This window comes from Amycolatopsis sp. CFH S0740 (assembly GCF_004522315.1).
Lineage (GTDB): Bacteria > Actinomycetota > Actinomycetes > Mycobacteriales > Pseudonocardiaceae > Amycolatopsis > Amycolatopsis nivea.
Genome location: NZ_SDLS01000009.1, coordinates 1 through 21,160 on the forward strand (window position 1 = coordinate 1; position 21,160 = coordinate 21,160).

Below are 21,160 nucleotides of genomic sequence, written 5' to 3' on the forward strand. Positions count from 1 at the left end.
CCCACCCAACACCCTGACCAGCACAAACCAGGATGAAAACTCCTCATTGTGGCTCCGGAACCGCCGTTGGTGAGGATGCCTCCGGAAGCCGGGCCCAGGGCGAAGAGGCCGGCCAGCCAGTCCATGACGGAGCGTTCGATTACGTTGGCGGCTGGGGAGATCTGCCACAGATTGCAGTTCTGGTTCAGCACTGCGGCAATTGCTTCGGCGTACGCACCGATGCCGTTTGGCGGACCCTGTACGTAGGCGAGGAACCTTGGGTGCGCGATCGTGGTGGTGTAGGGCACGATGCGGTCGACGACGTCGGCGAAGAACGCTTCTACGCCAAGGCCTTCTTCCGGGAACGGTTCCGCTAACAGTTTAGCCAGCGTTTCCCGGTCCGCGTCGGGGGCGATCGGGCGACTGGTGAGTGAATTTTCGTAGCTGTCGGTGAACCGGGCCAGAAGTTCGGCGGCTCTGGTCCGTTCGGCGGAATTGAGAATGAGGGAAGTGCCGTCCATGCGCCCTCTTCTGTCCGGAGGTCGTTTGGGGCACAAGGTGTCATGGTTGAGGTGGTGCGCGAATAGGGCGCGGGAAGAACTGCCCGAACGGTCGGAGAAATCTAGGGCGGCGGGACATGATCACGGGCTGCGGCCGAACGGCGGTACCGCGAAAGGGTTGTGGGGCAAGGGGTTCGGTCGACCCGATGTCCTGCGGGTGTTGCTGAACAGGCCGATCGAGCCGGGTATCGGAGCCAAGCTCCCGGACCGGCTGCTTACGGCAGCAGGTCTTCCTCGCGCTTCCGGCCAAGGTGGTTGAACAGCAGATTCAGCACAAAAGCCAGCACGGCGGCGACGGTGATCGGGCTGCCGCAGATCGTCCGCAGCCAGGCGGGGAAGTGCTGGAAGAACACCGAGTTGCCGAACCGGTCGAGGCCGAACGCGGGCAGCAAGCCGACGCCGAGCGCGACCGAGACCACGAAAGCGTTGTGGTTGCCGGAGAAATCGACCTTCTTGAGGGTCTGCACGCCGACCACCCCGACCATCGCGAACATCACCACCGCGACGCCGCCGACGACCGGTTCCGGGATCGCGGCGATGAACGCGCCGATCTTCGGCACCAGGCCCATCACGACGAGCATGCCGCCGGTTGTCGCGACCACCCAGCGGCTGCGGACGCCGGTCATCTGCACCAGTCCGACGTTCTGCGCGAACGCGGTGTCCGGGAAGGAGTTCATAAAACCGCCGAAGATCGCGGACAGGCCGTCGGTGGCGAGGCCGCGCGAAAGGTCGGCGGGCGTGACCGGACGGCCGGTGATCTCGCCGACCGCGATCAGGTCCGCGGTGGTCTCGGTGAACGACACCAGCATCACCACGCACATCGACACCACTGCGGCGACCGGGAACGTCGGCGCTCCGAAGTGGAACGGCGAGGCCAGCCCGAACCAGCTCGCGTCGCCGACGCCGGAGAAGTGCGTGCGGCCGAGCGGGATCGCGATCAGGACGCCGGCGATCAGCGCGACCAGCGGGCCGATCTGGCCGAGGAAGCCGCGCAGCACCCGGGTGAACAGCGCCACCAGCGCGATCACGCCGAACGCCAGCCCGAGGTTCGCCGGATCGCCGTAGGACGGGTCGCCGGTGTCGTGGCCGCCGATCATCGCCGTGCCGGGGCCGAGCAGCGAGATGCCGATGACCAGCAGCAGCGTCCCGGACACCAGCGGCGGGAAGAACCGGATCAGCGCGGCGAACGGCCGGGCGATCAGCAGCCCGAAGACGCCGGAGGCGATCATCGCGCCGTACACCGCGGTGAGGCCGTACTGCGCGGCGATCAGGATCATGGGGTTGACCACGGTGAACGTCGCGCCCGCGACGACCGGCAGGCGCACGCCGAACAGCCGTCCGATGCCGACCGACTGGACCAAAGTGGCCAGTCCGGCGACGAACAGGTCGGCGTTCACCAGCAGCGCGATCGACGCGTTGTCCAGGTGCAGTGCACTGCCGATGACCAGCGGCACGGCGATGCAGCCGGTGTACATGATCGCCATGTGCTGCAGTCCGAGCAGAAGCAGCCGTCCGGCGGGGAGGCCCCGGTCGACCGGGTGCGCGGCGTTGGTCATGAGCGGCTCCTTCGGTGTGGGTCCCGCCGGATTATCGCTGCACATACCGCCGGTTTGTGTGTGACCATGCCAGACATGACTGCACGACCTCCGTTCCGTGCCGATCATGTAGGGAGCCTGCTGCGGCCGGCGGTACTGCGCGAAGCGCGGCGCGACCACGCGGCTGGGGAGATCTCCGCCGAACAGCTGCGAGCCGTCGAGGACGACGCGATCCGCGACGTCGTCAAGATGCAGAAGGCGGCCGGGCTGGAATCGGCGACCGACGGCGAGTTCCGCCGGTCCTCCTGGCACATGGACTTCATCTACGCGCTCGGCGGCGTCTCGCGCAGCGACGAGCGGCTGCACGTGAAATTCCACAATCTGGCCGGCGACCTGGAGTTCAGCCCGCCGGGGCTGCAGGTCGACGGCAAGGTGCGGCTCGACGAGCCGATCTTCGCCGACCACTTCGAGTTCCTGAAGGCGCACACCGACCCGGGCATCACGCCGAAGCTGACCATCCCGTCGCCGAGCATGGTCTATTACCGCGGCGGCCGGGCGGCGGTGAGCGAAACCGTGTACCCGGAGCTGGACGAGTTCTTCACCGACCTCAGCGCGGCGTACGCGGAACAGTTGCGTGCGATGAGCGCGCTGGGCTGCACGTATCTGCAGCTGGACGACACCAGCCTCGCGTACCTCAACGACCCGAAGCAGCGCGAACTCGTCGCGCGCATGGGCAGCGACCCGGACACCATGCACCTGCGCAACATCTCGACGATCAACGCCGCGCTCGCCGGGAAACCGGACGACCTGACCGTGACGACGCACCTGTGCCGCGGCAATTTCCGCTCGTCGTGGGTGGCGTCCGGGAGCTACGAGTTCGTCGCCGAAGCGCTGTTCGGCGAGCTGGCGGTGGACGGCTTCTTCCTGGAGTACGACGACGAACGCTCCGGCGGTTTCGAGCCGTTGCGGTTCGTGCCGAAGGGAAAACGGGTCGTGCTCGGGCTCGTGACCAGCAAACGGCCAGAGCTGGAAGACCCGGACGCGCTGGTGCGGCGGATCGAGGAAGCGTCGCGGTATGTGGACGTGGACCAGCTGTGCCTGTCGCCGCAATGCGGGTTTTCCTCCACGGAGGAGGGAAACGACCTGACCGCCACTGAGCAGCTGCGGAAGCTGGAGCTGATCGTCTCGACGGCGGAGCGGGTCTGGGGTCGTTCGTGATCACCTGCGTTGTCGACTACGTGATCGACCCGGAGAAGATCGCGGACTTCGAACGGTTCGCCGCCGAGTGGATGCGTCTCGTGCAGCGCGAGGGCGGGGTGCACCACGGGTATTTCCTGCCCGCGGAAGGGGCGAGCGACGAGGCCAGGGCGTTGTTCAGCTTCGAAAGCCTGGCCGCGTACGAGCGGTACCGGACATTGTTCGGAGTGGACCCGGAGTTCGTGGCGGCGGACCGGATCCGCGACGAGAGCGGGTGCGTGATCCGGTACCGGCGGACGTTCATGCGGCCGTTGCTGCCGGACTGATCAGGCGAGGTAGCGCGACAGCTGGGCGGCCCCGTCCAGCATCGCGTGCGCCCGGGCGCTGAGCCGGAAACGCCAGGTACGCAGGGCTTCTTCCAACGGCGCGACCCCGCCCGCGTGCCGGACCTGCTCGAGCACCGCGGCGATCCGGGCGAGCGGGTAGCCGCCGCGGCGGAGTTGATGCGCGAGGCGGGCGTCGCGGACCGCGGGCGGTGGGTAGCGGCGGTTTCCGGCTCGGTCGCGCTCCGGTTGGAGGATCCCGGCGGCCTCCCATTTGCGCAGCGTGGCGGGGTGCACGGACAGCTGGTGCGCGAGCGCGCCGATCGACGGGACGGTCTCGCGGACGTCCGGCTCCTGGGTCAGGTTCCGCAGCGCGTGTTCGACCTCGGTGAGGGTGCCGCGGTCGCGCAGCAGTTCAGCGTGGCCCTGGTCGATCAGCTGGAACGCGGTGTCTTCCGAACGCTCGTTGACTGCGCGGAGGATTGCTGCCGCGCGGGCGTGGCCGAAGCCGGGACGCAGGGCGAGGAAGGTGCGCAACGCTTGCGCGTGGTGCTCGGTGTACGTCCGGTAGCCCTGCGGTCCGCGCTCGGCGGGCGGGAGGATGCCGTCCTCCTCGTAGTTGCGGACGGCCTGGGTCGACAAGCCGTGCTCGCGGGCGAGGTCCTTCGGACGCATGTCACCTCCGGTTTGAGGGTTTCCCGCTATTCAACCAGGTGATTCACGGAGAAGTGCCAACAGAGAGTTCAACGATACGGTCAAAGCAATGAAGACCTTCGACGACTTCCTCGCCCACCGTTCGCCGACCCTGCTCGGCCTGGGCGAACCCACGCACTGGACCGAGGCGTTCCCGTTGTTCCGCAACGAAATCTTCCAGCACCTCGTCCTCGAACACGGCTACCGCTCGATCGCGCTGGAGAGCGACTGCCTGGCCGGACGCCTCGTCGACCGCTACGTGACCACCGGCGAGGGCGACCTCGACAAGGTGCTGGCCACCGGGTTCAGCCACGGTTTCGGAGCGTTCCCCTCCAACCGCGCGCTGGTCGAGTGGATGCGGGCCCACAACGCCGGTCGCGCGCCCGAAGACCAGGTGCACTTCCACGGCTTCGACGCTCCCCTGGAGATGGCCAGCGCACCCAGCCCGCGCGCCGTGCTCACCGAACTGCATGGCTTCCTGGCCCAGCATCTCGACGACGTGCCGCACGACGTCGCGACCATCGAGCGGCTGGCTGGCGACGACGCGGCATGGGCGAGCGAAGCAGCGATGTGGGACGGCGCGAAGTCCAAAGGGGACAGTCCGGAAGCGCGTGAGCTGCGGTTAATCGCCGACGACCTCGCGAGCCACTTCGAACGGGCTCGGCCCGCGTTGCCCGACGGTGGCGATCTGCTCGCCCGGACCGTGGTCGGGCTCTGCCGCTACCACTCGCTGATGGCCGACACCTCGCCGGAACGGATGGGCCGGCTCGGGGCGCAGCGCGACGCGATGATGGCGGACAACCTGCTCGCGTTGCCGGGCGCCTTCGTCTCCGCGCACAACCAGCACCTCCAACGGCGCGCGGCCTCGATGATGGGTGCGCAATGGTGGAGCGCGGGCGCGCAGGTCGCGCACCGGCTCGGTGCCCGGTATGTGTTCATTGCCACCGATTTCGGCTCGTCAGATGGAGTAGAGGACCCCGCGCCGGGGACGCTGCAGGCGTATCTCGCCGCGACGGTCCAGGACCGTGAACTGGTCGAAACCGCCGGAATCGACCCCGATCTGCCCGCGCGGACCGGCGACGGACGCGGGTATCTGCCGTTCGACGCGGTCGAGGCGGCGGACGCGATCGCGTTCCTGCACCGGGTGTGACCGCCGCTCCTCGACGATCTTGGCCGAGGTGTGCTCAGATGGAGCCCGGGATGTCGGGAGGAGCGAGATGAGCACCGAGACCGTTCTCGTCGTGGGCAGCGGGCAAAGCGGCTTCCAGGCCGCGGCGTCCTTGCGGGACAAGGGGTTCGCCGGCCGCGTGGTTCTGATCGGGGACGAGCCGGGGGTGCCGTATCAGCGGCCGCCGCTGTCGAAGGCGTACCTGGCGGGCAGCGCGGGCGTAGAGCAGCTGGTGCTGCGGCCGGAGGACTACTTCGCCGAGAAGGACATCGAGCTGGTCCGCGGCCGGGTCGCCGCGATCGACCGGGACGCGGCGAAAGTGCGGCTCGAGGACGGTACGGAGCTGGGTTACGACCATTTGGTGCTGGCCACCGGCGCGCGCAACCGTGCGCTGCCGGTGCCCGGCGCCGACCTCGACGGCGTGCTGATGCTGCGCACCCGCGAGGACGCCGACCGGCTGCGGGCTTCGCTGGACGCGGCGGGCGAGGTCGTGGTGATCGGCGGCGGGTTCATCGGGCTGGAGTTCGCCTCGCACGCCGGCCGTCCGGTCACCGTGGTGGAGGCGCAGGACCGGCTGCTGGCTCGGGTCGCGTCGCCGGAGATCTCGGAATTCTTCGCCGAACACCACCGGGCGGCTGGGCACACGCTGTTGCTGGGCGTCGGGGTCACCGCGCTGCACGGGTCCGGCCACGTGGAGTCGGTTGAGCTGTCCGACGGACGACGGCTGCCTGCGGACCTCGTGGTCGTCGCGGTCGGCGTGCTGCCTGAGACGACGTTGGCCGAGGCAGCCGGGCTCGAGGTGCGCAACGGCGTGGTCGTGGACGAGCACCTGCGCACCGAGGACCCGAAGATCTTCGCGATCGGCGACTGCGCGTGCTTCCCGTGCGTGCAGGCCGGTGCCGCGACCCGGTTGGAATCCGTGCAGAACGCCGTCGACCAGGCCCGTTCGGTGGCCGCGGCGATCGCCGGGGAACCCGCGCGCTACGACAGCCTGCCGTGGTTCTGGACCGACCAGACCGGCGCGAAACTGCAGATCGCGGGCATCCTCGACGCCGCAGACCGGACCGTGGTCACCGGTGACCGGTCGGCCGGGAAGTTCTCCGTGCTGTCCTTCCGCGACGACGTGCTGATCGCCGTCGAATCGGTCAACCGCGCGCCGGACCACATCGCCGCGCGCCGGCTTTTCGCAGCGGAACCGCATCCGGCGTACGCGGATCTGGAAGCCAGCTCGTTTGATCTGAAAGCACACCTGAAGTCGCGCACCGCGGCTTGATCGGAGGTTCCGTTGCGCACGCAGGTCGCCGTGATCGGTGCCGGCCCGGCCGGGTTGCTGCTGTCGTATTTGCTGCACCAGGCGGGTGTCGAGGCTGTCGTGCTCGAAGCCCGCGACCGCGAGTACGTGCGGCAACGCGTGCGCGCTGGGGTATGCGAACAACCGACGGTCGACTTGCTCACCGAGATCGGCCTCGGCGGTCGATTGGCCGCGGAAGGCTTGCCGCACGAGGGTTTCTCGCTTCGGTTCGACGGTGCCGATCACCGCATCGCACTCACCGAGCTGACCGGCAAGGCGATCACGGTGTACGGGCAGCAGGAGATCGTGAAAGACCTCGTGGATGCGCACGAGGCCGCGGATTTGCCGCTGCACTTTGAGGTTTCCGAGGTTTCACTGTCCTCAGTGGACACTTCGCGCCCCGTTGTGCGGTACCGGGATTCCTCTGGTGCCTGGCAAACCCTGGAATGCGACGCCGTAGCAGGCTGCGACGGTTTCCACGGCGTGTCCCGTCCGTCCATTCCGGACGGTGTGCTGACTACTTTTGAACGGGAGTATCCCTTCGCTTGGCTGGGCGTTCTGGCGCGGACGCCGCCGTCGCACGAGGAGCTGATCTACACCCATCATCCGCGCGGATTTGCCTTGCACAGCATGCGTTCCCCGGACGTCACGCGGCTGTACCTTCAGGTCGATCCAGGGGAGAACCTGGCGGCCTGGTCGGATGACCGGATCTGGACGGAACTGTCGACGCGCCTGGCGGTCGATGGTGAGTTCACCCTGCAGGAGGGGCCGATCCTGGACAAGGGCATCACGCCGATGCGGAGCTTCGTGACAGAGCCCATGCGCCACGGCCGGTTGTTCCTGGCTGGCGACGCGGCGCACATCGTGCCGCCGACCGGGGCTAAGGGAATGAACCTGGCAGTCGCGGATGTGGTGGTGCTGTCGCGGGCTTTGGTGGCTTTGCTGCAGGGGGATTCGTCGCTGGCGGAGTCCTATTCGGACACTTGCCTGCGCAGGGTGTGGCGGGCGGAGCACTTCTCGTGGTTCATGACGACGATGCTGCACGTGGACCCGGGGGCGGACGCGTTTGCTCGGAAGTTGCAGCTGTCGCAGCTGCGGTATACGGCTTCGTCTAGGGCGGCGGCTACTAGTTTGGCGGAGAATTACGTGGGGTTGCCGTTCGCCTGAGCGTGTCGGCCGCCAGCATTCCGGCGGTGATGGCTGCGGAGACGACACCGAACAGCGGCGCGAGCGACAACGGCAGCACCCCTACGGCAAGCGACCCAAGACCAAACCCGCACGCCTGCACGGTGAACGACAGCGAGAACCCTGCTGACCGGCGATTCTTCGGCAGCAGTCGCTGAAGGTTGACCGAGGTCGCGGCCACCAGCGGCCCAGTGCATCCGCCGATCAGCGTCAGCGAGCCCACCAAACCGGGCCAGCCAAGGTCTGCTGCGAGCACGAGTCCGCCAGCCGCAAGGCCGGCGAGGAAGAGCCGCGGGTCGCCAGTCTTCCCTCGCCACGCGCAAAGCAAGCTGCCCGCGATGCTGGCCCCGCTGGGCACGGCGATCACCGCCGGCGCGGCCGGATCGGGCGCGCCGAGGCGATGGACCAGCGGCAACGGCGCGACCTCGATCGTGGACAGCAGCAGCCCGACGGTGAACGCACAGCACAGCCACGGCAGGCAGACGGTCAGCGGTCGCGGCGGGACATCATCGGTGACCTCGGCCCGGTGGTGCACACCCGCGCGGCGCGGGACCAGCGCCGCAGCCAGCAGGTACGCGACGGTCATGGCGGCCAACGGCGGCAGCGGTCCAGCCAGCGCGAACAGGGCAACCAACGCCGGCCCGCCGACCAGGACGCATTCGAGGACAACCGCGTCGAGCGACACGGCCCTCGGCAGTTGATCGTCGTCGACCACGTCGGCCAGCAGAGTCCGAAAGCCGCCGGACGACGCACTTGCCGCGGCACCGGGCACCACGACGAGCCCGAGGAGCACGGCATCCGGTGCATGTGCGGCCGCGGCAACCGTGAGCAGGGCAAATCCCGCTGCGGCCAGCAGCAGCAACCCGGTCAGGCCGCGGGACACGCCGACGCGGTCCAGCAACCGTGCGAGCGGCACCGCACTCGCCATTTCCGCGGCGACGTAGACCGCCATCAGAACGCCGCCGAGCCGGTACGACCCAGTGGTAGCCGTGGTCAGCAGAGTGAACGCGAGCGGTGTCATCGTCGCCGGGAGCCGGGCGCACTGGACCCCAGCCGACCAGCGCCAATACGCCCGATGAGTGAGCACTGACATGCGAATACGCTCGCTGGGCCGCGAGGCGCGGCATAGTGATTCGGGTGGAAGCGAATGTTGTGGCTCGGTCGTGATAAAGCTGGTCATGACCGCGGCGGGCAGTCAGCGCGTCCGGTTCGCGATCTCGCCGCTGGAGGAAGTGCTCGGCGCAGTGCAGACCCTGCTGGGCGTTCGCGGACATCCGGCACACCTGCCGTGGGTGTCCAGCGCACCCGCCCTGGCCGACCTCGGCATCTCCGAGTTGGCGACAGTGCTGAACGCACGGCACTACATCACGGAGTTCTTGAGCCCGCCTCCTGACGGTCCGGAAACGACCGCGGAAACACAACTGAACGCCGTTCGTGCCACCCCGCCTTCCCAGGTCGCACTGGAACTGGCGATGGTCGACGCCGACCTGAGCGCCCTGCCCGACGACCCGGCCGCCGCACGGGACCTGCTCGCCGACCAACTCGAGACCGTCTGGAACGCATTGCTCGCACCGGCCTGGCCCGCGCTGCGCGAACTGCTCGCGGCCGACATCGCGCACCGAACGCGGCTTCTCGGCGAGGGCGGGCTCACGAAGGCGTTGGCCGAACTGCATCCGGGCGTGAGGCTGGCCGGGACGTCGATCCTCGTCGACCTCCGATCCCGGGAACGCCTGGACATCGACGCGCGCGGGTTGCTGCTCATCCCGGCCGTGTTCGCGTGGCCGAATGTCGGGGTGGTGACTGTGCCGCCGTGGCAGCCAGCCCTGCTGTATCCCGCCCGCGGCGTCGCGTCGTTGTGGGCCACGCCAACGGAACCGCTGGAAGCGCTGACCAATCTCCTCGGCCGGACGCGCGCGCTCCTGCTCGCACGCTTGGACCGGCCCTCCGCGACCGTCGACCTCGCCCAGCAGTTGCGCCTCGCTCCGGCGACAGTGTCCGCGCACCTGACCACCCTGGGCGCGGCCGGACTTCTGACCAACGACCGCAGCCGGCACCGCGTGCTTTACCGCCGCACAGCCTTGGGCGACGCGTTGCTCCAAGCCAATGCCGCTCCCAAGGACACGCTGCCCACCTGGTCAACCAAAGGTTGACGCAACCCAATCGTCAACCTACAGTTGACGCCATGACCGACTCCGTGAAGCTCGACGACCTCATCAGCGCCATCAAAGCCAACAACGAAAAAGACGCCCTCGCCCAGCTCACCGACGCCGTCTACGTCGGCCAGCATCTCGGCGACGTCGCTGACCACCTCATCGGCCACTTCGTCGACCAGGCTCGCCGCAGCGGGGCGTCCTGGACCGACATCGGGGCCAGTATGGGCGTGACCAAACAAGCCGCCCAGAAGAGATTCGTTCCGAAGAGCGACGATTCATCCGGTGGAATACAACGCATGTTCGGCCGCTACACCGACCGCGCGCGGCACGTGGTCGTCGCGGCTCAGCAGGCGGCTATCGACAACAAGAGCCCCGAGATCGACACCGTGCACCTGCTGCTTGGCCTGCTTTCCGAACCCGACGCGCTGGCGGCGGGAGCGATTGTCGCGCAGGGGATAACCCTCGATGCGGTCAGGGAAGCCGCCGAGGCGAGGCTGCCGGAGCCGGTCGACGGGGCTCCCGAGAAGGTGCCGTTCGCGGCTGCGGGCAAGAAAACTCTCGAACTCACTCTGCGCGAGGGGCTGCGGCTCGGGCACAACTACATCGGCACCGAGCACATTCTCCTTGCCTTGCTGGAACAAGGCGAGGGCGCGGGTTACGAAGTCCTTGCCGCCCTGGGAGTCGACAAGGAAAAGGCCGAAACGAAGATCAAGGAATTCCTCGCGGAAATTCTCAGCACCATGCAGAAATGACAAAAGAAGGGCTCTCCCCGAAAACCGGGGAGAGCCCTTCCGCAGCACCAAAAATCAGGCTTCGACCTCAGACTGGTCCCCGGCCCACAGCGTGTGGAACGAGCCGGGACGGTCCACCCGCCGATAGGTGTGCGCGCCGAAGAAGTCGCGCTGCCCCTGCACCAACGCGGCCGGCAGCCGGTCCGCGCGGAGGCCGTCGTAGTACGCCAGTGCGGTCGAGAAGCCGGGCGTCGGGATGCCCAGGCGGACCGCCGTCGAGATGACCGAGCGCCACGAGTCCTGCGCGTTTTCGACCGCCGCACGGAAACCGCCGGACGTGAGCAGCGTCGGGAGGCCCGGCTCCGCGGCGTAGGCGGACGTGATGTCGTTCAGGAACTTCGCCCGGATGATGCAGCCGCCGCGCCAGATCGACGCGACGCGGCCCAGGTCGATGTCCCAGCCGTACTCCGCGGCGCCTGCCTGGATCTGGTTGAAGCCCTGTGCGTACGCGACCACCTTCGACGCGTACAGCGCCTGCTCGACGTCGTCCGCGAAGGTCTCCAGCGCCGACCCAGTGAGCGGCGTGCGCTTCGGGCCGCCCAGACCGCGTGCGGCCGAACGCAATCCCGTCGACCCGGACAGCGACCGCGCGAACACGGCTTCCGCGATGCCGCTGATCGGCACGCCGAGGTCGAGCCCGATCTGCACGGTCCAGCGGCCGGTGCCCTTCTGCTCCGCCGCGTCCTCGACCACGTCGACGAACGGCTTGCCGGACGCGCCGTCGACGTGCTTGAGCACCTGGGCGGTGATCTCGATCAAGTACGAGTCGAGCCGCCCGGTGTTCCAGGTGCCGAACACGTCGGCGATCTCCGCTGGCGAGTAGCCCGCCGCGCCGCGCAGCAGGTCGAACGACTCGGCGATCAGCTGCATGTCGGCGTACTCGATGCCGTTGTGCACCATTTTGACGAAGTGCCCGGCCCCGTCCGCGCCGACGTGCGTGCAGCACGGTTCGCCGTCGACCTTCGCCGAGATGTCCTCGAACAGCGGCCCGAGCGACTCGTAGGACTCCTTCGACCCGCCGGGCATGATGCTCGGCCCGTGCAGCGCGCCTTCCTCGCCGCCGGACACGCCGGTGCCGACGAAGTGCAGGCCGCGTTCGCGCAGCGCCTGCTCGCGGCGGCGGGTGTCCGCGAAGTGCGCGTTGCCCGCGTCCACGATCACGTCGCCCGGCTCCAGCAGCGGCGCGAACTCCTCGATGACGGCGTCGGTCGGGCCGCCCGCCTTCACCATGATCACGATCTGCCGCGGCCGCTCCAGCGCGTCGACGAACTCCTGCGCGGAGTACGCCGGGATGAAGTCGCCTTCGTCGCCGAACTGCTCGACGAGCGAGCGGGTGCGCTCCTCGGAGCGGTTGTGCAGGGCGACCGTGTGCCCGTGCCGGGCCAGGTTCCGCGCCAGGTTGCGGCCCATGACCGCGAGGCCGGTGACCCCGATGCTCGCCTTCTTGCTCATCCGAAACCTTTCCGAAAACCTCTGCCGGATTCCGAGCCTAGCCACAAAACCGGTGCTCACGAGAAGCAGCGGATCGGGCCCCCGTTCCAGGCCAGCATGTCCTTCAGCGGAGCCACCAGATCGAGTGGCGCACCCCACCCTTCGCCGTCGAGTTCGGCGTACGCCCGGTGCAGGTTCCCGGCGAGCCGCTCCTGCTCGGTCAGCTCGGCGAACCGGCCGAGGTCGGTCGCCTTCGCCTGTTCCAGCGGCGAGCGCCCGGCCGCCTTGCCGGTTTCCGCCGCGCGCTGGACGAACTCCAGGTAGTCGTCGACCGCGTCCACCGTTTCGAGCCCGCACACCGGACCGTGACCGGGCAGGATGAGCGCCGGGTCGAGTTCGCGGATCACGTTCAGCGCGGCCCGCCAGCCCGCCACCGAGCCCATCAGCGCGAACGGGCTGCCGCCGTTGAACACCAGGTCGCCCGCGTACAGCAGCCGCTGCTCGGGCAGCCAGACCAGGACGTCGTTGGTGGTGTGCGCGGCGTGGCCAGGGTGGATGAGGTCGATCCGGGTCTGCCCGGCGTAGAGCGTGACGGTGTCGTCGAAGACCAGGTCGGGCACGCGCAGTTCGAGCTTGCCCCAGTCGCTGTCGGTGAAGACGCCCTCATACCGCTGGATCCCGTCGGCCAGCAGCGTCTCGCGGGTCTTGCGGTGGCCGACGACGGTGGCGCCGCCGACCAGATAGTTGCCGTTGGTGTGGTCGCCGTGGTGATGGGTGTTGACGAGCGTCGTGACCGGGCCGACGGTGTCGCCGACGGCCGAAAGCAGGGCCCGCGTACGTCGTTCGGTCGCGCATGTGTCGATAAGCACAGCGTGCCCGTCGGCGTCGACGAAGCCGCAATTGTTGATGAACCAGGAACCGTCGGGCTGGACGTAGCCGAACGCGCCGTCTGCCAGCTGTTTGACGCTCGCCGCGCCGGGGGATCGATCGATCACGCCGACACTATGCCGTCCCGGCCGCCGGCGCGGGGAGTCCGCGGCTCAGCTGTGCCCGGAAGTCTCCTCTTAGTCCGAATGGAGTAGCCGAGATGTCCGGGGCGCCGGGAATCCACTGCTCCGGCAGGGTGACATGCCGGGTGACTGGCGTTCTCGCGCATTTCCTGAAACGCTGCCGGGTGTCATCATCGAACTCCGTTGGGTCGCAGTGGCCTGGGTGGTTCGTAGTTCGCGGTCCGGCGGAGAGCCCGTCGGCAGTAGTGGTTCAGGAGAGCAAGGGGAGATGGCGAGCACCGTCACCTCGCGCCGCAAGCAGCTCGGCAATGAGCTCAGGCATGCTCGAAACGCCGCGAAGATGACGCAGCAGCAAGTCGCCGAGGTACTCGGCTGCACCCAGGGCAAGGTCAACAAGATCGAGTCCGGTGCGGTGGGGGTCAAGCTCGGAGATGTGCGGACCATGCTGAACGCGTTCGGGATCAACGGCGAAGAGGCCGACACTCTGATGAACCTGGCCCGGGCCGCGGCCGGGCAGCGCGGCCATTGGTCGGGCTACCGGTCGGTGGTGCCGCACTGGTTCCGCACCTTCACCGACCTCGAGCCCGCCGCCGCGGAGATCCTTACCTGGCACGGCGAGCGCGTGCCGGGGCCGCTGCAGTCCGAGCACTACATGCTCAAGCAGTTCACCGAGGCGGGAGCCACCGACGTCACGTCGCTGGTGCGCAACCGGCTCGACCGCAAGGCGGTGTTCGACCAGCAGCAGCCGCCGTACTACCGGTTCATCATCAGCGAGGGCGCGCTGCGCCGCGCACCCGGCGGGTTCGCGCCCGCGGTGATGCTGGACCAGGTGGAGCACCTGCTCGCGCTCGACCGGCACCCGCGCGTCTACGTGCACGTGCTGCCCTTCAGCGCGAAGCTCGCCGCGGTGCCCAACGACTTCACGATCATGCGGTTCCCGGACCGCACCCGCGACTTCGTCTACATCGAACACTCCGCGGGCGGGCTGTACCTCGACGACGTGAAGGACTTCAACATCTTCGTGGACTCGTGGGACCGCCTGCGCGGCGCGGCCTTGGAGCGGGGCGAGACGCGGCAGTTCCTCAAGGAGCTGGCGGAAAGCTACCGTTCGCAGATGATGTGACCAGTGCTTCGAGTACGGGCACGGTGGCTTCGGCGGCGGGCAGGGCGTTGATCTCCGCCTGTACGCGACGCGCCGCCTCGCGGTAACTGGAGTCGGCCAGCAACTCCGCGGCGGCTTGGCGGATTTCGTCCGGAGTGGACGTTTCCGGGTCGAGCACGCGGCCGACGTGCAGCGCGGCGCAGCGCCGGGCGTTGCCGGGCTGGTCGGCGCCCATCGGGAAGAGCAGCGACGGCAGACCGTGCGAGAGCGCGCCGATCACGCTGCCGGACCCGGCGTGCGAGATCATCAAATCGAGGCGCGGCAACAGTTCGGCCTGCGGGACGAACCGTTCCACGCGGACGTGCGCCGGTTGCGGTCCGAACTCGGCGGGGTCGATCTGGGTGCCGACGGTGGCGGTCACCTCCGCGTCCAACTGGCCCAACCCGGCGAGGGTGCGCTCGATGAGGTCGCCGGACTCGAGGTTGAAGTTGGTGCCGAGCGTGAAGTACACGTGCGGCTTCCCGGCGGGTTGCCGCGGTGCGACCGGATCTCCTTGGCGGAACGAGAAAGTACTGGGCGGCAGCGGCGAGCTGGGGTCCCGAAAGGACGGCGGGAGCGGCGAAAGCACCTGGCCGCGGGTCAGCATTTCGAGCTCCGGATCGTCCGGCAGACCGTGCGCCGCGCGAGCTTCCGCGAGCGGTTCGGCGAGGAGTTCCTTGCGCAGCAACGTTCCCGCGGCGAGCACCAGGACAGTGGCGCACGGCAGACCCAGCACCTCGGCGGCGATCGCGGCGGAGAAGTCCACTTCGTCCCGGACGATCAGGTCCGGTCGCCATTCCCGGGCCAGCTCCAGCAGCACCGGCACGTGTTTGCGGGTCGCGCGGCGGGCGAACAGTTCCCGGATTTCCCAGTCGTCGCGCGCCGGATCGACCGGCGGCATCGGCTGCCGCGTCGCCTCGGCTTCGCGTGGCTCGTTGACCGCGAAGGTCGTGAACCCGGCTTTGGCGAGCGCGGGCACGTGCGAACCGCCGCCCGCGACGGCTACGGTATGGCCGCGTGCGGCAAGCGCTCGCGCGACCGGCGCCATCGGATCGAAGTGGCCGCGACCGCCGACGAACGAGAAAAGAATGCGCATCCATCCCAACCTAGTGGCCCGGATGTACCGGAGTCGTGGCATTTTCGGGCGGTTGCCGGGGGCGGCGGCGCGCGACCGCGGCGAGTGGGCACACTGGTACCCGCACGGAAGGGGAAGCTGATGACTCAGGCACCGGATCCGGAAGCCCCGGAGGGCGTCGACCTCGATCGGCCGAACGCGGCGCGGATTTACGACTGGTTCCTCGGCGGCACCGCGAACTGGGCGATCGACCGCGAGTTCGGCGAACGGGCGGTCCAGACCTTTCCGATGATCAAGACCATCGCCAGGGCCGGCCGCGAGTTCCTCGGCCGCGGCGTGCGGTACATGGCCGAACAGGGCATCGACCAGTTCCTCGACATCGGCTCCGGCGTGCCCACGGTCGGCAACGTGCACGAGATCGCCACCTCGGTGAACCCGAACGCGCGCTGTGTCTATGTCGACAACGAACCGGTGGCCGTCGCGCATTCGCAGATCCTGCTGGAACGCGACGGAGTCGCCGACCGGCACGCGGTGCTGCACGGCGACCTGCGCAACCCGGCCGACGTCTGGCCGCGCGCGCTCGACACCGGCGTCCTCGACCCGAAGCGCCCGATCGGCCTGATCATGGTCGGAGTGCTGTACTTCATCGGCCGCGACGAGCCCGCGCTGGAGATCGTGCAGAAGTATTTGTCGCTGCTGCCGTCCGGCTCGTACTTCCTGTCCTCGCACCTGACCGACGACGGCGTCCCGACGAACGACGGCGAACGCCGCGACGCGATCCACAAGCAGTACCAGCAGTCGAGCACGCCGTTCCACTACCGCTCGCGCGCGGAGTTCGGGGAGTTCTTCTCCGGGCTGGAACTGGTGGAACCGGGCATCTCGTGGGTGTCGGCCTGGCACCCGGAAGCGGGCGACTCGAGCGCGGGCGACCGGATGTCGGACGACCCCTCGTTCAGCGGCGGGATTTGCGCGCTGGGCCGTAAGCCCTGACGCTGCCGTTCCGGCTCGCCGTGACCGTCCGGCGCTGACGACCCGTTGGGGTTTTCTTCAGTAGCGCGGTGTGCGCCAGCTCCGTCTCTCGCGTTAGGTCCGTGAAGGGCTCCTTGAGGGAATCAGATTCCCTCAAGGAGCCCTTCACGGACCCTTGCCGCCGGGTGCCCGCCCGCTGAGGGAGGGGCGGAAACCTCCGCGAGCGCGGCGGGTGAAGCCGTCCCTCGTCGATAGGCGCGATCCGGCCAGTGCGCATGTCGTGAGGGTTCCCCTCACAGACGTCGGCGGGATTGGGGAAGTCGCGCGGCCCGCTTGATGCTGCGTATCGCCGCAACGCCGCCGCACGCGACGACCGCCGAGAAAACCCCCAATGTGGCATTGGGTGCATGCGACGCACCCAATGTGGCGTTCGGTGCGTTGATCAAGCACCGCAGCGCTTCCACCGATGGCGGCGAGTGGCAGGGACGAAGCACCCGATGTGGTGCCGGATGCACCCAGCCCGGCGCGCATGGTCTAGACCGCTGGTGGTCTGGACCTTCCAGCAACCCGACCCCGGACACAAAAACGCTCCCCGGGCAACGAATTCCGGGGAGCGTGGACGATGCGGGATTCGGCTCAGCCGAGCCCGTGGAGAATCGGTACTCGTGTCTCGCGACAGTGGCGGGTGGAGTGGACGGTGTCCGCTTGGCGCGGAGCCGGTACTTCGATCTCGGTGTCCACAACCATCGGGCTGCGCAGCGGGGCCTGGATCAGGCTGAACCCGAACCGGTTGCGCAATTCGTGATTGATCCCACGCCGGCCGCGAGTGTGTTCGTCCTCACGGCGGAAAAGCGTGGTGAGCCGTACGGCCATGGGATCACACCCCCAGTTCGGATAACGGGAACCGGCGCGGGTCGGCGCCGGCTGGATCGGGGTGGTTCGCGCTCGACGGGTCAACGCCGGGCACCAGGGAAACCGCTCCGTTGCGGTGTCTCCGCAGGGTCGTCGCAGCACCTGGACCAGCGCCGATTCCGGCGAGGCTGGCGGATCGGCTCACCGGTTCGCACAGGTCGGCTCGCATCCGCACTCCTCCCGATATCTCGCGGCTGTTCCGCCGCCCGGGCCGGGTGCCCGGGCCGGTGCTGCCGGTGTTGGGCTGAATGTCGCAAGCCATTCACCCACCACTGACGCCCCGATCGCTGCGATTAATCCTACTCCTGGAATAATCTTCATGTCGAGATCGGGTCGAGTTGATCACCCGCTTGGCCCTGCGGTTTGCTCCGTAGTGACGCAAAGAAGCCGGGGACGTGCATCAGAGCGCACGCCCTGCACAAGGCTCGGAGGTGGACGACCCATGGCGGATTATCCGTCGCCCCAGGATTACGACCCGGACACGGCAGAGTCGCTGTTCGCGGCCGCGGCCTGGGCGAAGTCGTTCGCGAGCGAGCCCAACGGCGGAAACTGTGTCGAGGTCAACCTCTCCCGTCCCGGCCTGATCGGCGTGCGCGACACGAAGCTCGCCGCGAGCCCGGTGCTGGTGTTCGACCGTGGCGAGTGGGACGCCTTCCTCGTCGCGGTCAAGGCTGGTCAGTTCGACCTGCCGCCGAGTGAGTAGTCCACCACGACGAGGTCTCGACTGAGAGCGATTCGCAAACAGTCACTCGATCGGGTGGAGTGTGGCGGCGCTCCGGTCACCGTGGGCGCCGGGCGATGTGGGTTCAATGTCGGCTTGGCGAGGGTCGCCGGCTGAGTAGGTTGAGCGCTCCGACCCCACGGAGCGCGCTATGACCCCACTCCACTACCTCTCCGCTGGCGAAGTGTTGCGCCTCTTCCGGGCCCGGCAGCTCTCGCCAGGGGAAGTGATGCGCGCGGTCGTCGAGCGGGCGGAGCGGGTCGAGCCGGACGTCAACGCGTTCGCCGAGCAGATGTTCGAGCAGGCGTTGCGGGCGGCGGCTGTCGCGGAGAAGGCGTACGCGCCCGGCGGTCAGCCGAGGCCGCTCGAAGGACTGCCGATCGCGGCGAAGGAAGAACAGCCCCTGGCCGGGCACCCAGTCACCAAAGGCACCCTCCTGCGCCCGCCCCGGGTGTCGCGGGAGACCACGATCGGGCTCAGCCGGATCCAGGCGGCCGGCGGGATTCTGCACGCTCGCACGACGACGTCCGAGTTCTGCTGCATGCCGCTGTCCCACGCGCGACGCTGGGGAACCACACACAATCCGTGGAACCTCCAGACGGCGGCGGGCGGCTCGTCCGGCGGTTCGGGCGCGGCGCTGGCGGCCGGGACCGCCTTCCTCGCCACCGGATCGGACATCGGCGGTTCGCTCCGCGCGCCCGTGTCCTTCACCGGCGTCGTGGGCTTCAAACCGCCACACGGGCGCAATCCCGTCCTCCCGCCCGCCGGATTGGATACTTACTACCACCACGGCCCGATGGCTCGGACCGTCGCCGATTGCGCGTTGCTGCAGAACGTCATGGCGGGCGAGGATCCGCGCGACCCGCACTCGCGACTTCCCGCCGTTCGCATTGAGTCGGGCGACGTGCGTGGGCTCCGCGTCGCATGCTGTCCGGTGCCTGGCGATTTCCCGGTGGCCTCGGAGGTCGCCGCCAACACCCGCGCCGTCGCGCATGCGTTGTCGGCTGCCGGTGCGGCGGTGACGGAGATCGAGATCGACTGGACGCTCGCCATGGTCAAACAGGCCTTGTGGGCGCACTTCGGGACCGGTTTGGCCGCCGAGGTTTTGGAGCTGGACCGGCAGAACCCGGGCGTCATCACCCCGTACTGCCAGGCTTTCGCGCGCAAAGGCGTCGAGAACATTGTGGACGCGGAAACCGGCCGTGCGGTCGAAGCGGCGATCCGCGAACGCCTCGACGCGGTGTTCGAGCGGTTCGACGCGCTGATCGTGCCGACCCTCGGTGCCACCGCGTTCGCCGCTGGCGAGGATTACCTTTCCGAGCAGGTCGTGGTCGATGGTGTTGCGCTGGAACACTTTTCGGACGCTTCGCTCACTCCGGCGTTCAATGTCGGCAGTGAACATCCCGTGCTCGCCGTGCCGTCCGGTTGGGCGAGCAACGGAGTGCCGACGGGGGTCCAGGTCGTCGCGGGCAAGTACGACGACGGCACGGCGTTCCGCGTCGGCGCGGCGATCGAGCGGACGGTGGGGGCCGGGTTCGCACGGATTCCGTTAGCTGGCCAGGAATTCCCGCAGATGCGTCACGACCTGTGAGGGTTGTTCCTCGGGGAGGAAGTGCCCGCAGTCGTCGAGGCCGATGCCGGTCACGTTGTCCGCGTAGTCGCGCCAGATGTCGAGCGTGGGCAGGCTGCCGAGCAGTCCGGCCTTGCCCCACATCGCCAGTACTGGCTGGGTGAGGCGTTTCCCGGCGGCGTAATCGGCGTCGTCCAGTTCGGCGTCGTCCGGGAATGAGGCGCGGTAGTCGTCGAAACCGGCTCGGAGCGCGCCGGGGGCTTCGAAGGCACGCACGTATTCGGCGACGTCCTCGGCGGGCAGCCCGTGGCGTTGGAAGGTCCAGCGCTCGAAGAAGTACCCGAGGTAGGCGGCGATGTTCTGCCCGGCCAGCAGTTCCGGCAGGTCTGGCTGGAGGTGGAAAAGCCAGTGCCAGTACGCCTTCCCGAGGTCCCGGTCGAGGCGGCGCCACATCTCTCGCGTCGGCGCGATGTCCAGCACGGCCAGCCGTTCGACCTGGTCCGGGCGGTCGAGCGCCCACCGATGAGCGACGCGCCCGCCGCGGTCGTGCCCCGCGACTGCGACCCGGTCGAACCCGAGCTGTTCGGCCAGCTTCGCGACGTCGGCGGCCATCGTGCGCTTGTCATAACCGGTGCGGGGTTTGTCGGTGCGCCCGTATCCGCGCAGGTCAGGGGCGATCACGGTGTACGCCTCGGTCAGCGGTCCGGCGACGCGGCGCCAGCAGTGCGACGTCTGCGGCCAGCCGTGCAGGAGGAACAGCGGCGGGCCGTCGCCGCCGCGGAGGTAGTGCATGCGCAGGTCGGCTACTTGGGCCATGGCTGCTTCTAACCGGCTCATGGGGTTAGACGGTAGCGTGCGTTCTCACCGGTTTCAATGGTTAGAATGAGCGGCATGGATTGGGTGTTCGACGCTGGACGGCCGTGTCTGCACCTGGTGAACACGCTGCGCTCCCGGCATCTCTCGGAAGGCATCGAGCTGCTGACCGGCCCGGACGCGCTGGCCGAATGGCTTGAGCTGGCCGGATTCGGTCGTGTGCCGGTGACCGCCGCCCAGGTGGCCGCGGCAAAAGACTTACGCGAGGCGGTCAACCGGCTGCTGACCGCCAAGCCGCTGGTTGCCGACGTCCGGCTGGTCAACGACGCCCTCGCGGCCGCCCCCGAACCGGATCGGCTGCTGTTGAAGGACGGTGTGCTGCAGCGGGAAGCGCCCACTCCCGCGGACCCGGTAGCGACGGCATTCGCGGTGCTGGCCGCCGACGCCGTCGATCTCGCTACCGGCGCAGAAGACATCCGCATCTGCTCGGCGGACGACTGCGGCTTGCGATTTGTCGACACGTCGCCTCGTCGGACGCGCCAGTGGTGCTCGATGTCGCGCTGCGGGAACCGGGCAAAGGCGCGAGCGCACTACGAACGGACGAAGAACCGGTAGGCCCACGGGTGCGCGCGCAGCCACACAT

Annotated in this window: 21 protein-coding genes; 12 read left to right on the top strand and 9 right to left on the bottom strand. The window is 68.5% G+C overall.

The features are described from left to right. Both EIZ45_RS17235 and EIZ45_RS17240 read right to left on the bottom strand, forming a co-directional pair. Positions 1 to 500, bottom strand: a 500-nt coding sequence (locus EIZ45_RS17235; protein WP_205671774.1) for a pyridoxal-dependent decarboxylase, incomplete at its 3' end; no start/stop codon positions are given. Between the two features lie 254 nt (positions 501 to 754). Then, the gene (locus EIZ45_RS17240; protein ID WP_167756476.1) at positions 755 to 2,095 is read right to left on the bottom strand and encodes a nucleobase:cation symporter-2 family protein; all 1,341 of its coding nucleotides are present in this window, start codon (positions 2,093 to 2,095) and stop codon (positions 755 to 757) included. A gap of 75 nt (positions 2,096 to 2,170) precedes the next feature. On the opposite strand from EIZ45_RS17240, the gene EIZ45_RS17245 reads away from it, so the two are divergent. Then, the gene (locus EIZ45_RS17245) at positions 2,171 to 3,292 is read left to right on the top strand and encodes a 5-methyltetrahydropteroyltriglutamate--homocysteine S-methyltransferase (protein ID WP_134663627.1); all 1,122 of its coding nucleotides are present in this window, start codon (positions 2,171 to 2,173) and stop codon (positions 3,290 to 3,292) included. Continuing rightward, positions 3,289 to 3,597 carry an NIPSNAP family protein gene (locus EIZ45_RS17250; protein ID WP_134663628.1) on the top strand — a complete coding sequence of 103 codons (309 nt, stop codon included), beginning with the start codon at positions 3,289 to 3,291 and terminating at the stop codon, positions 3,595 to 3,597. Before EIZ45_RS17245 ends, EIZ45_RS17250 begins: the two co-directional genes overlap by 4 nt. Here EIZ45_RS17250 and EIZ45_RS17255 read toward each other — a convergent pair whose 3' ends face one another. Further along, positions 3,598 to 4,269 (bottom strand): MerR family transcriptional regulator, encoded by a 672-nt coding sequence (locus tag EIZ45_RS17255; RefSeq protein WP_134663629.1) that lies wholly within the window; start codon positions 4,267 to 4,269, stop codon positions 3,598 to 3,600. A gap of 88 nt (positions 4,270 to 4,357) precedes the next feature. Here EIZ45_RS17255 and EIZ45_RS17260 point away from each other — a divergent pair, with 88 nt between their 5' ends. The 3 genes from EIZ45_RS17260 (at position 4,358) to EIZ45_RS17270 (ending at position 7,913) form a co-directional block, all read left to right on the top strand. Further along, positions 4,358 to 5,437: an erythromycin esterase family protein gene (locus EIZ45_RS17260; RefSeq protein ID WP_134663630.1), complete on the top strand. Its 1,080-nt coding sequence runs from the start codon at positions 4,358 to 4,360 to the stop codon at positions 5,435 to 5,437. Positions 5,438 to 5,504: 67 nt separating this feature from the next. Next, the gene (locus EIZ45_RS17265) at positions 5,505 to 6,728 is read left to right on the top strand and encodes an NAD(P)/FAD-dependent oxidoreductase (protein WP_037807487.1); all 1,224 of its coding nucleotides are present in this window, start codon (positions 5,505 to 5,507) and stop codon (positions 6,726 to 6,728) included. 12 nt (positions 6,729 to 6,740) lie between these two features. Then, positions 6,741 to 7,913 (top strand): 4-hydroxybenzoate 3-monooxygenase, encoded by a 1,173-nt coding sequence (locus tag EIZ45_RS17270; RefSeq protein ID WP_037807491.1) that lies wholly within the window; start codon positions 6,741 to 6,743, stop codon positions 7,911 to 7,913. Here EIZ45_RS17270 and EIZ45_RS17275 read toward each other — a convergent pair. Next, positions 7,873 to 9,024 carry an MFS transporter gene (locus EIZ45_RS17275; RefSeq protein ID WP_134663631.1) on the bottom strand — a complete coding sequence of 384 codons (1,152 nt, stop codon included), beginning with the start codon at positions 9,022 to 9,024 and terminating at the stop codon, positions 7,873 to 7,875. The genes EIZ45_RS17270 and EIZ45_RS17275 overlap by 41 nt on opposite strands. Positions 9,025 to 9,094: 70 nt before the next feature. On the opposite strand from EIZ45_RS17275, the gene EIZ45_RS17280 reads away from it, so the two are divergent. After that, positions 9,095 to 10,081 (top strand): DUF5937 family protein, encoded by a 987-nt coding sequence (locus tag EIZ45_RS17280; RefSeq protein ID WP_167756478.1) that lies wholly within the window; start codon positions 9,095 to 9,097, stop codon positions 10,079 to 10,081. Between the two features lie 32 nt (positions 10,082 to 10,113). Further along, positions 10,114 to 10,836, top strand: a complete 723-nt coding sequence (locus EIZ45_RS17285; protein ID WP_037807731.1) for a Clp protease N-terminal domain-containing protein — start codon at positions 10,114 to 10,116, stop codon at positions 10,834 to 10,836. Between the two features lie 54 nt (positions 10,837 to 10,890). On the opposite strand, the gene gndA is transcribed toward EIZ45_RS17285, so the two are convergent. Continuing rightward, positions 10,891 to 12,327 carry an NADP-dependent phosphogluconate dehydrogenase gene (gene gndA, locus EIZ45_RS17290; protein WP_043840368.1) on the bottom strand — a complete coding sequence of 479 codons (1,437 nt, stop codon included), beginning with the start codon at positions 12,325 to 12,327 and terminating at the stop codon, positions 10,891 to 10,893. 56 nt (positions 12,328 to 12,383) lie between these two features. Next, positions 12,384 to 13,301, bottom strand: coding sequence for an MBL fold metallo-hydrolase (locus EIZ45_RS17295; RefSeq protein ID WP_134663632.1), 918 nt, complete (start codon positions 13,299 to 13,301; stop codon positions 12,384 to 12,386). A 283-nt stretch (positions 13,302 to 13,584) separates the two neighbouring features. Between EIZ45_RS17295 and EIZ45_RS17300 the strand changes: the two genes are divergently transcribed. Then, positions 13,585 to 14,439: a helix-turn-helix transcriptional regulator gene (locus EIZ45_RS17300; RefSeq protein ID WP_037712135.1), complete on the top strand. Its 855-nt coding sequence runs from the start codon at positions 13,585 to 13,587 to the stop codon at positions 14,437 to 14,439. On the opposite strand, the gene EIZ45_RS17305 is transcribed toward EIZ45_RS17300, so the two are convergent. Then, positions 14,399 to 15,553 carry a glycosyltransferase gene (locus tag EIZ45_RS17305; protein WP_167756479.1) on the bottom strand — a complete coding sequence of 385 codons (1,155 nt, stop codon included), beginning with the start codon at positions 15,551 to 15,553 and terminating at the stop codon, positions 14,399 to 14,401. The two genes, EIZ45_RS17300 and EIZ45_RS17305, sit on opposite strands and share 41 nt — an antisense overlap. Positions 15,554 to 15,673: 120 nt before the next feature. On the opposite strand from EIZ45_RS17305, the gene EIZ45_RS17310 reads away from it, so the two are divergent. Then, positions 15,674 to 16,522: an SAM-dependent methyltransferase gene (locus EIZ45_RS17310; protein WP_037807500.1), complete on the top strand. Its 849-nt coding sequence runs from the start codon at positions 15,674 to 15,676 to the stop codon at positions 16,520 to 16,522. A 615-nt stretch (positions 16,523 to 17,137) separates the two neighbouring features. Here the strand turns inward: EIZ45_RS17310 and EIZ45_RS17315 are convergent. Next, a complete protein-coding gene (locus tag EIZ45_RS17315) occupies positions 17,138 to 17,374 on the bottom strand; it encodes a hypothetical protein (RefSeq protein ID WP_037807502.1) in 237 nt (78 codons plus the stop codon). Between the two features lie 481 nt (positions 17,375 to 17,855). On the opposite strand from EIZ45_RS17315, the gene EIZ45_RS17320 reads away from it, so the two are divergent. After that, on the top strand, positions 17,856 to 18,116 hold the full coding sequence (locus EIZ45_RS17320) for a DUF397 domain-containing protein (protein ID WP_037712143.1): 261 nt from the start codon (positions 17,856 to 17,858) through the stop codon (positions 18,114 to 18,116). Between the two features lie 169 nt (positions 18,117 to 18,285). Further along, positions 18,286 to 19,725 (top strand): amidase, encoded by a 1,440-nt coding sequence (locus EIZ45_RS17325; RefSeq protein WP_134663634.1) that lies wholly within the window; start codon positions 18,286 to 18,288, stop codon positions 19,723 to 19,725. Here EIZ45_RS17325 and EIZ45_RS17330 read toward each other — a convergent pair. After that, a complete protein-coding gene (locus EIZ45_RS17330) occupies positions 19,684 to 20,541 on the bottom strand; it encodes an alpha/beta fold hydrolase (RefSeq protein WP_134663635.1) in 858 nt (285 codons plus the stop codon). The genes EIZ45_RS17325 and EIZ45_RS17330 overlap by 42 nt on opposite strands. A gap of 54 nt (positions 20,542 to 20,595) precedes the next feature. Here EIZ45_RS17330 and EIZ45_RS17335 point away from each other — a divergent pair, with 54 nt between their 5' ends. Continuing rightward, the gene (locus tag EIZ45_RS17335; RefSeq protein WP_037807507.1) at positions 20,596 to 21,132 is read left to right on the top strand and encodes a CGNR zinc finger domain-containing protein; all 537 of its coding nucleotides are present in this window, start codon (positions 20,596 to 20,598) and stop codon (positions 21,130 to 21,132) included. The last annotated feature ends 28 nt before the right edge of the window (positions 21,133 to 21,160 follow it).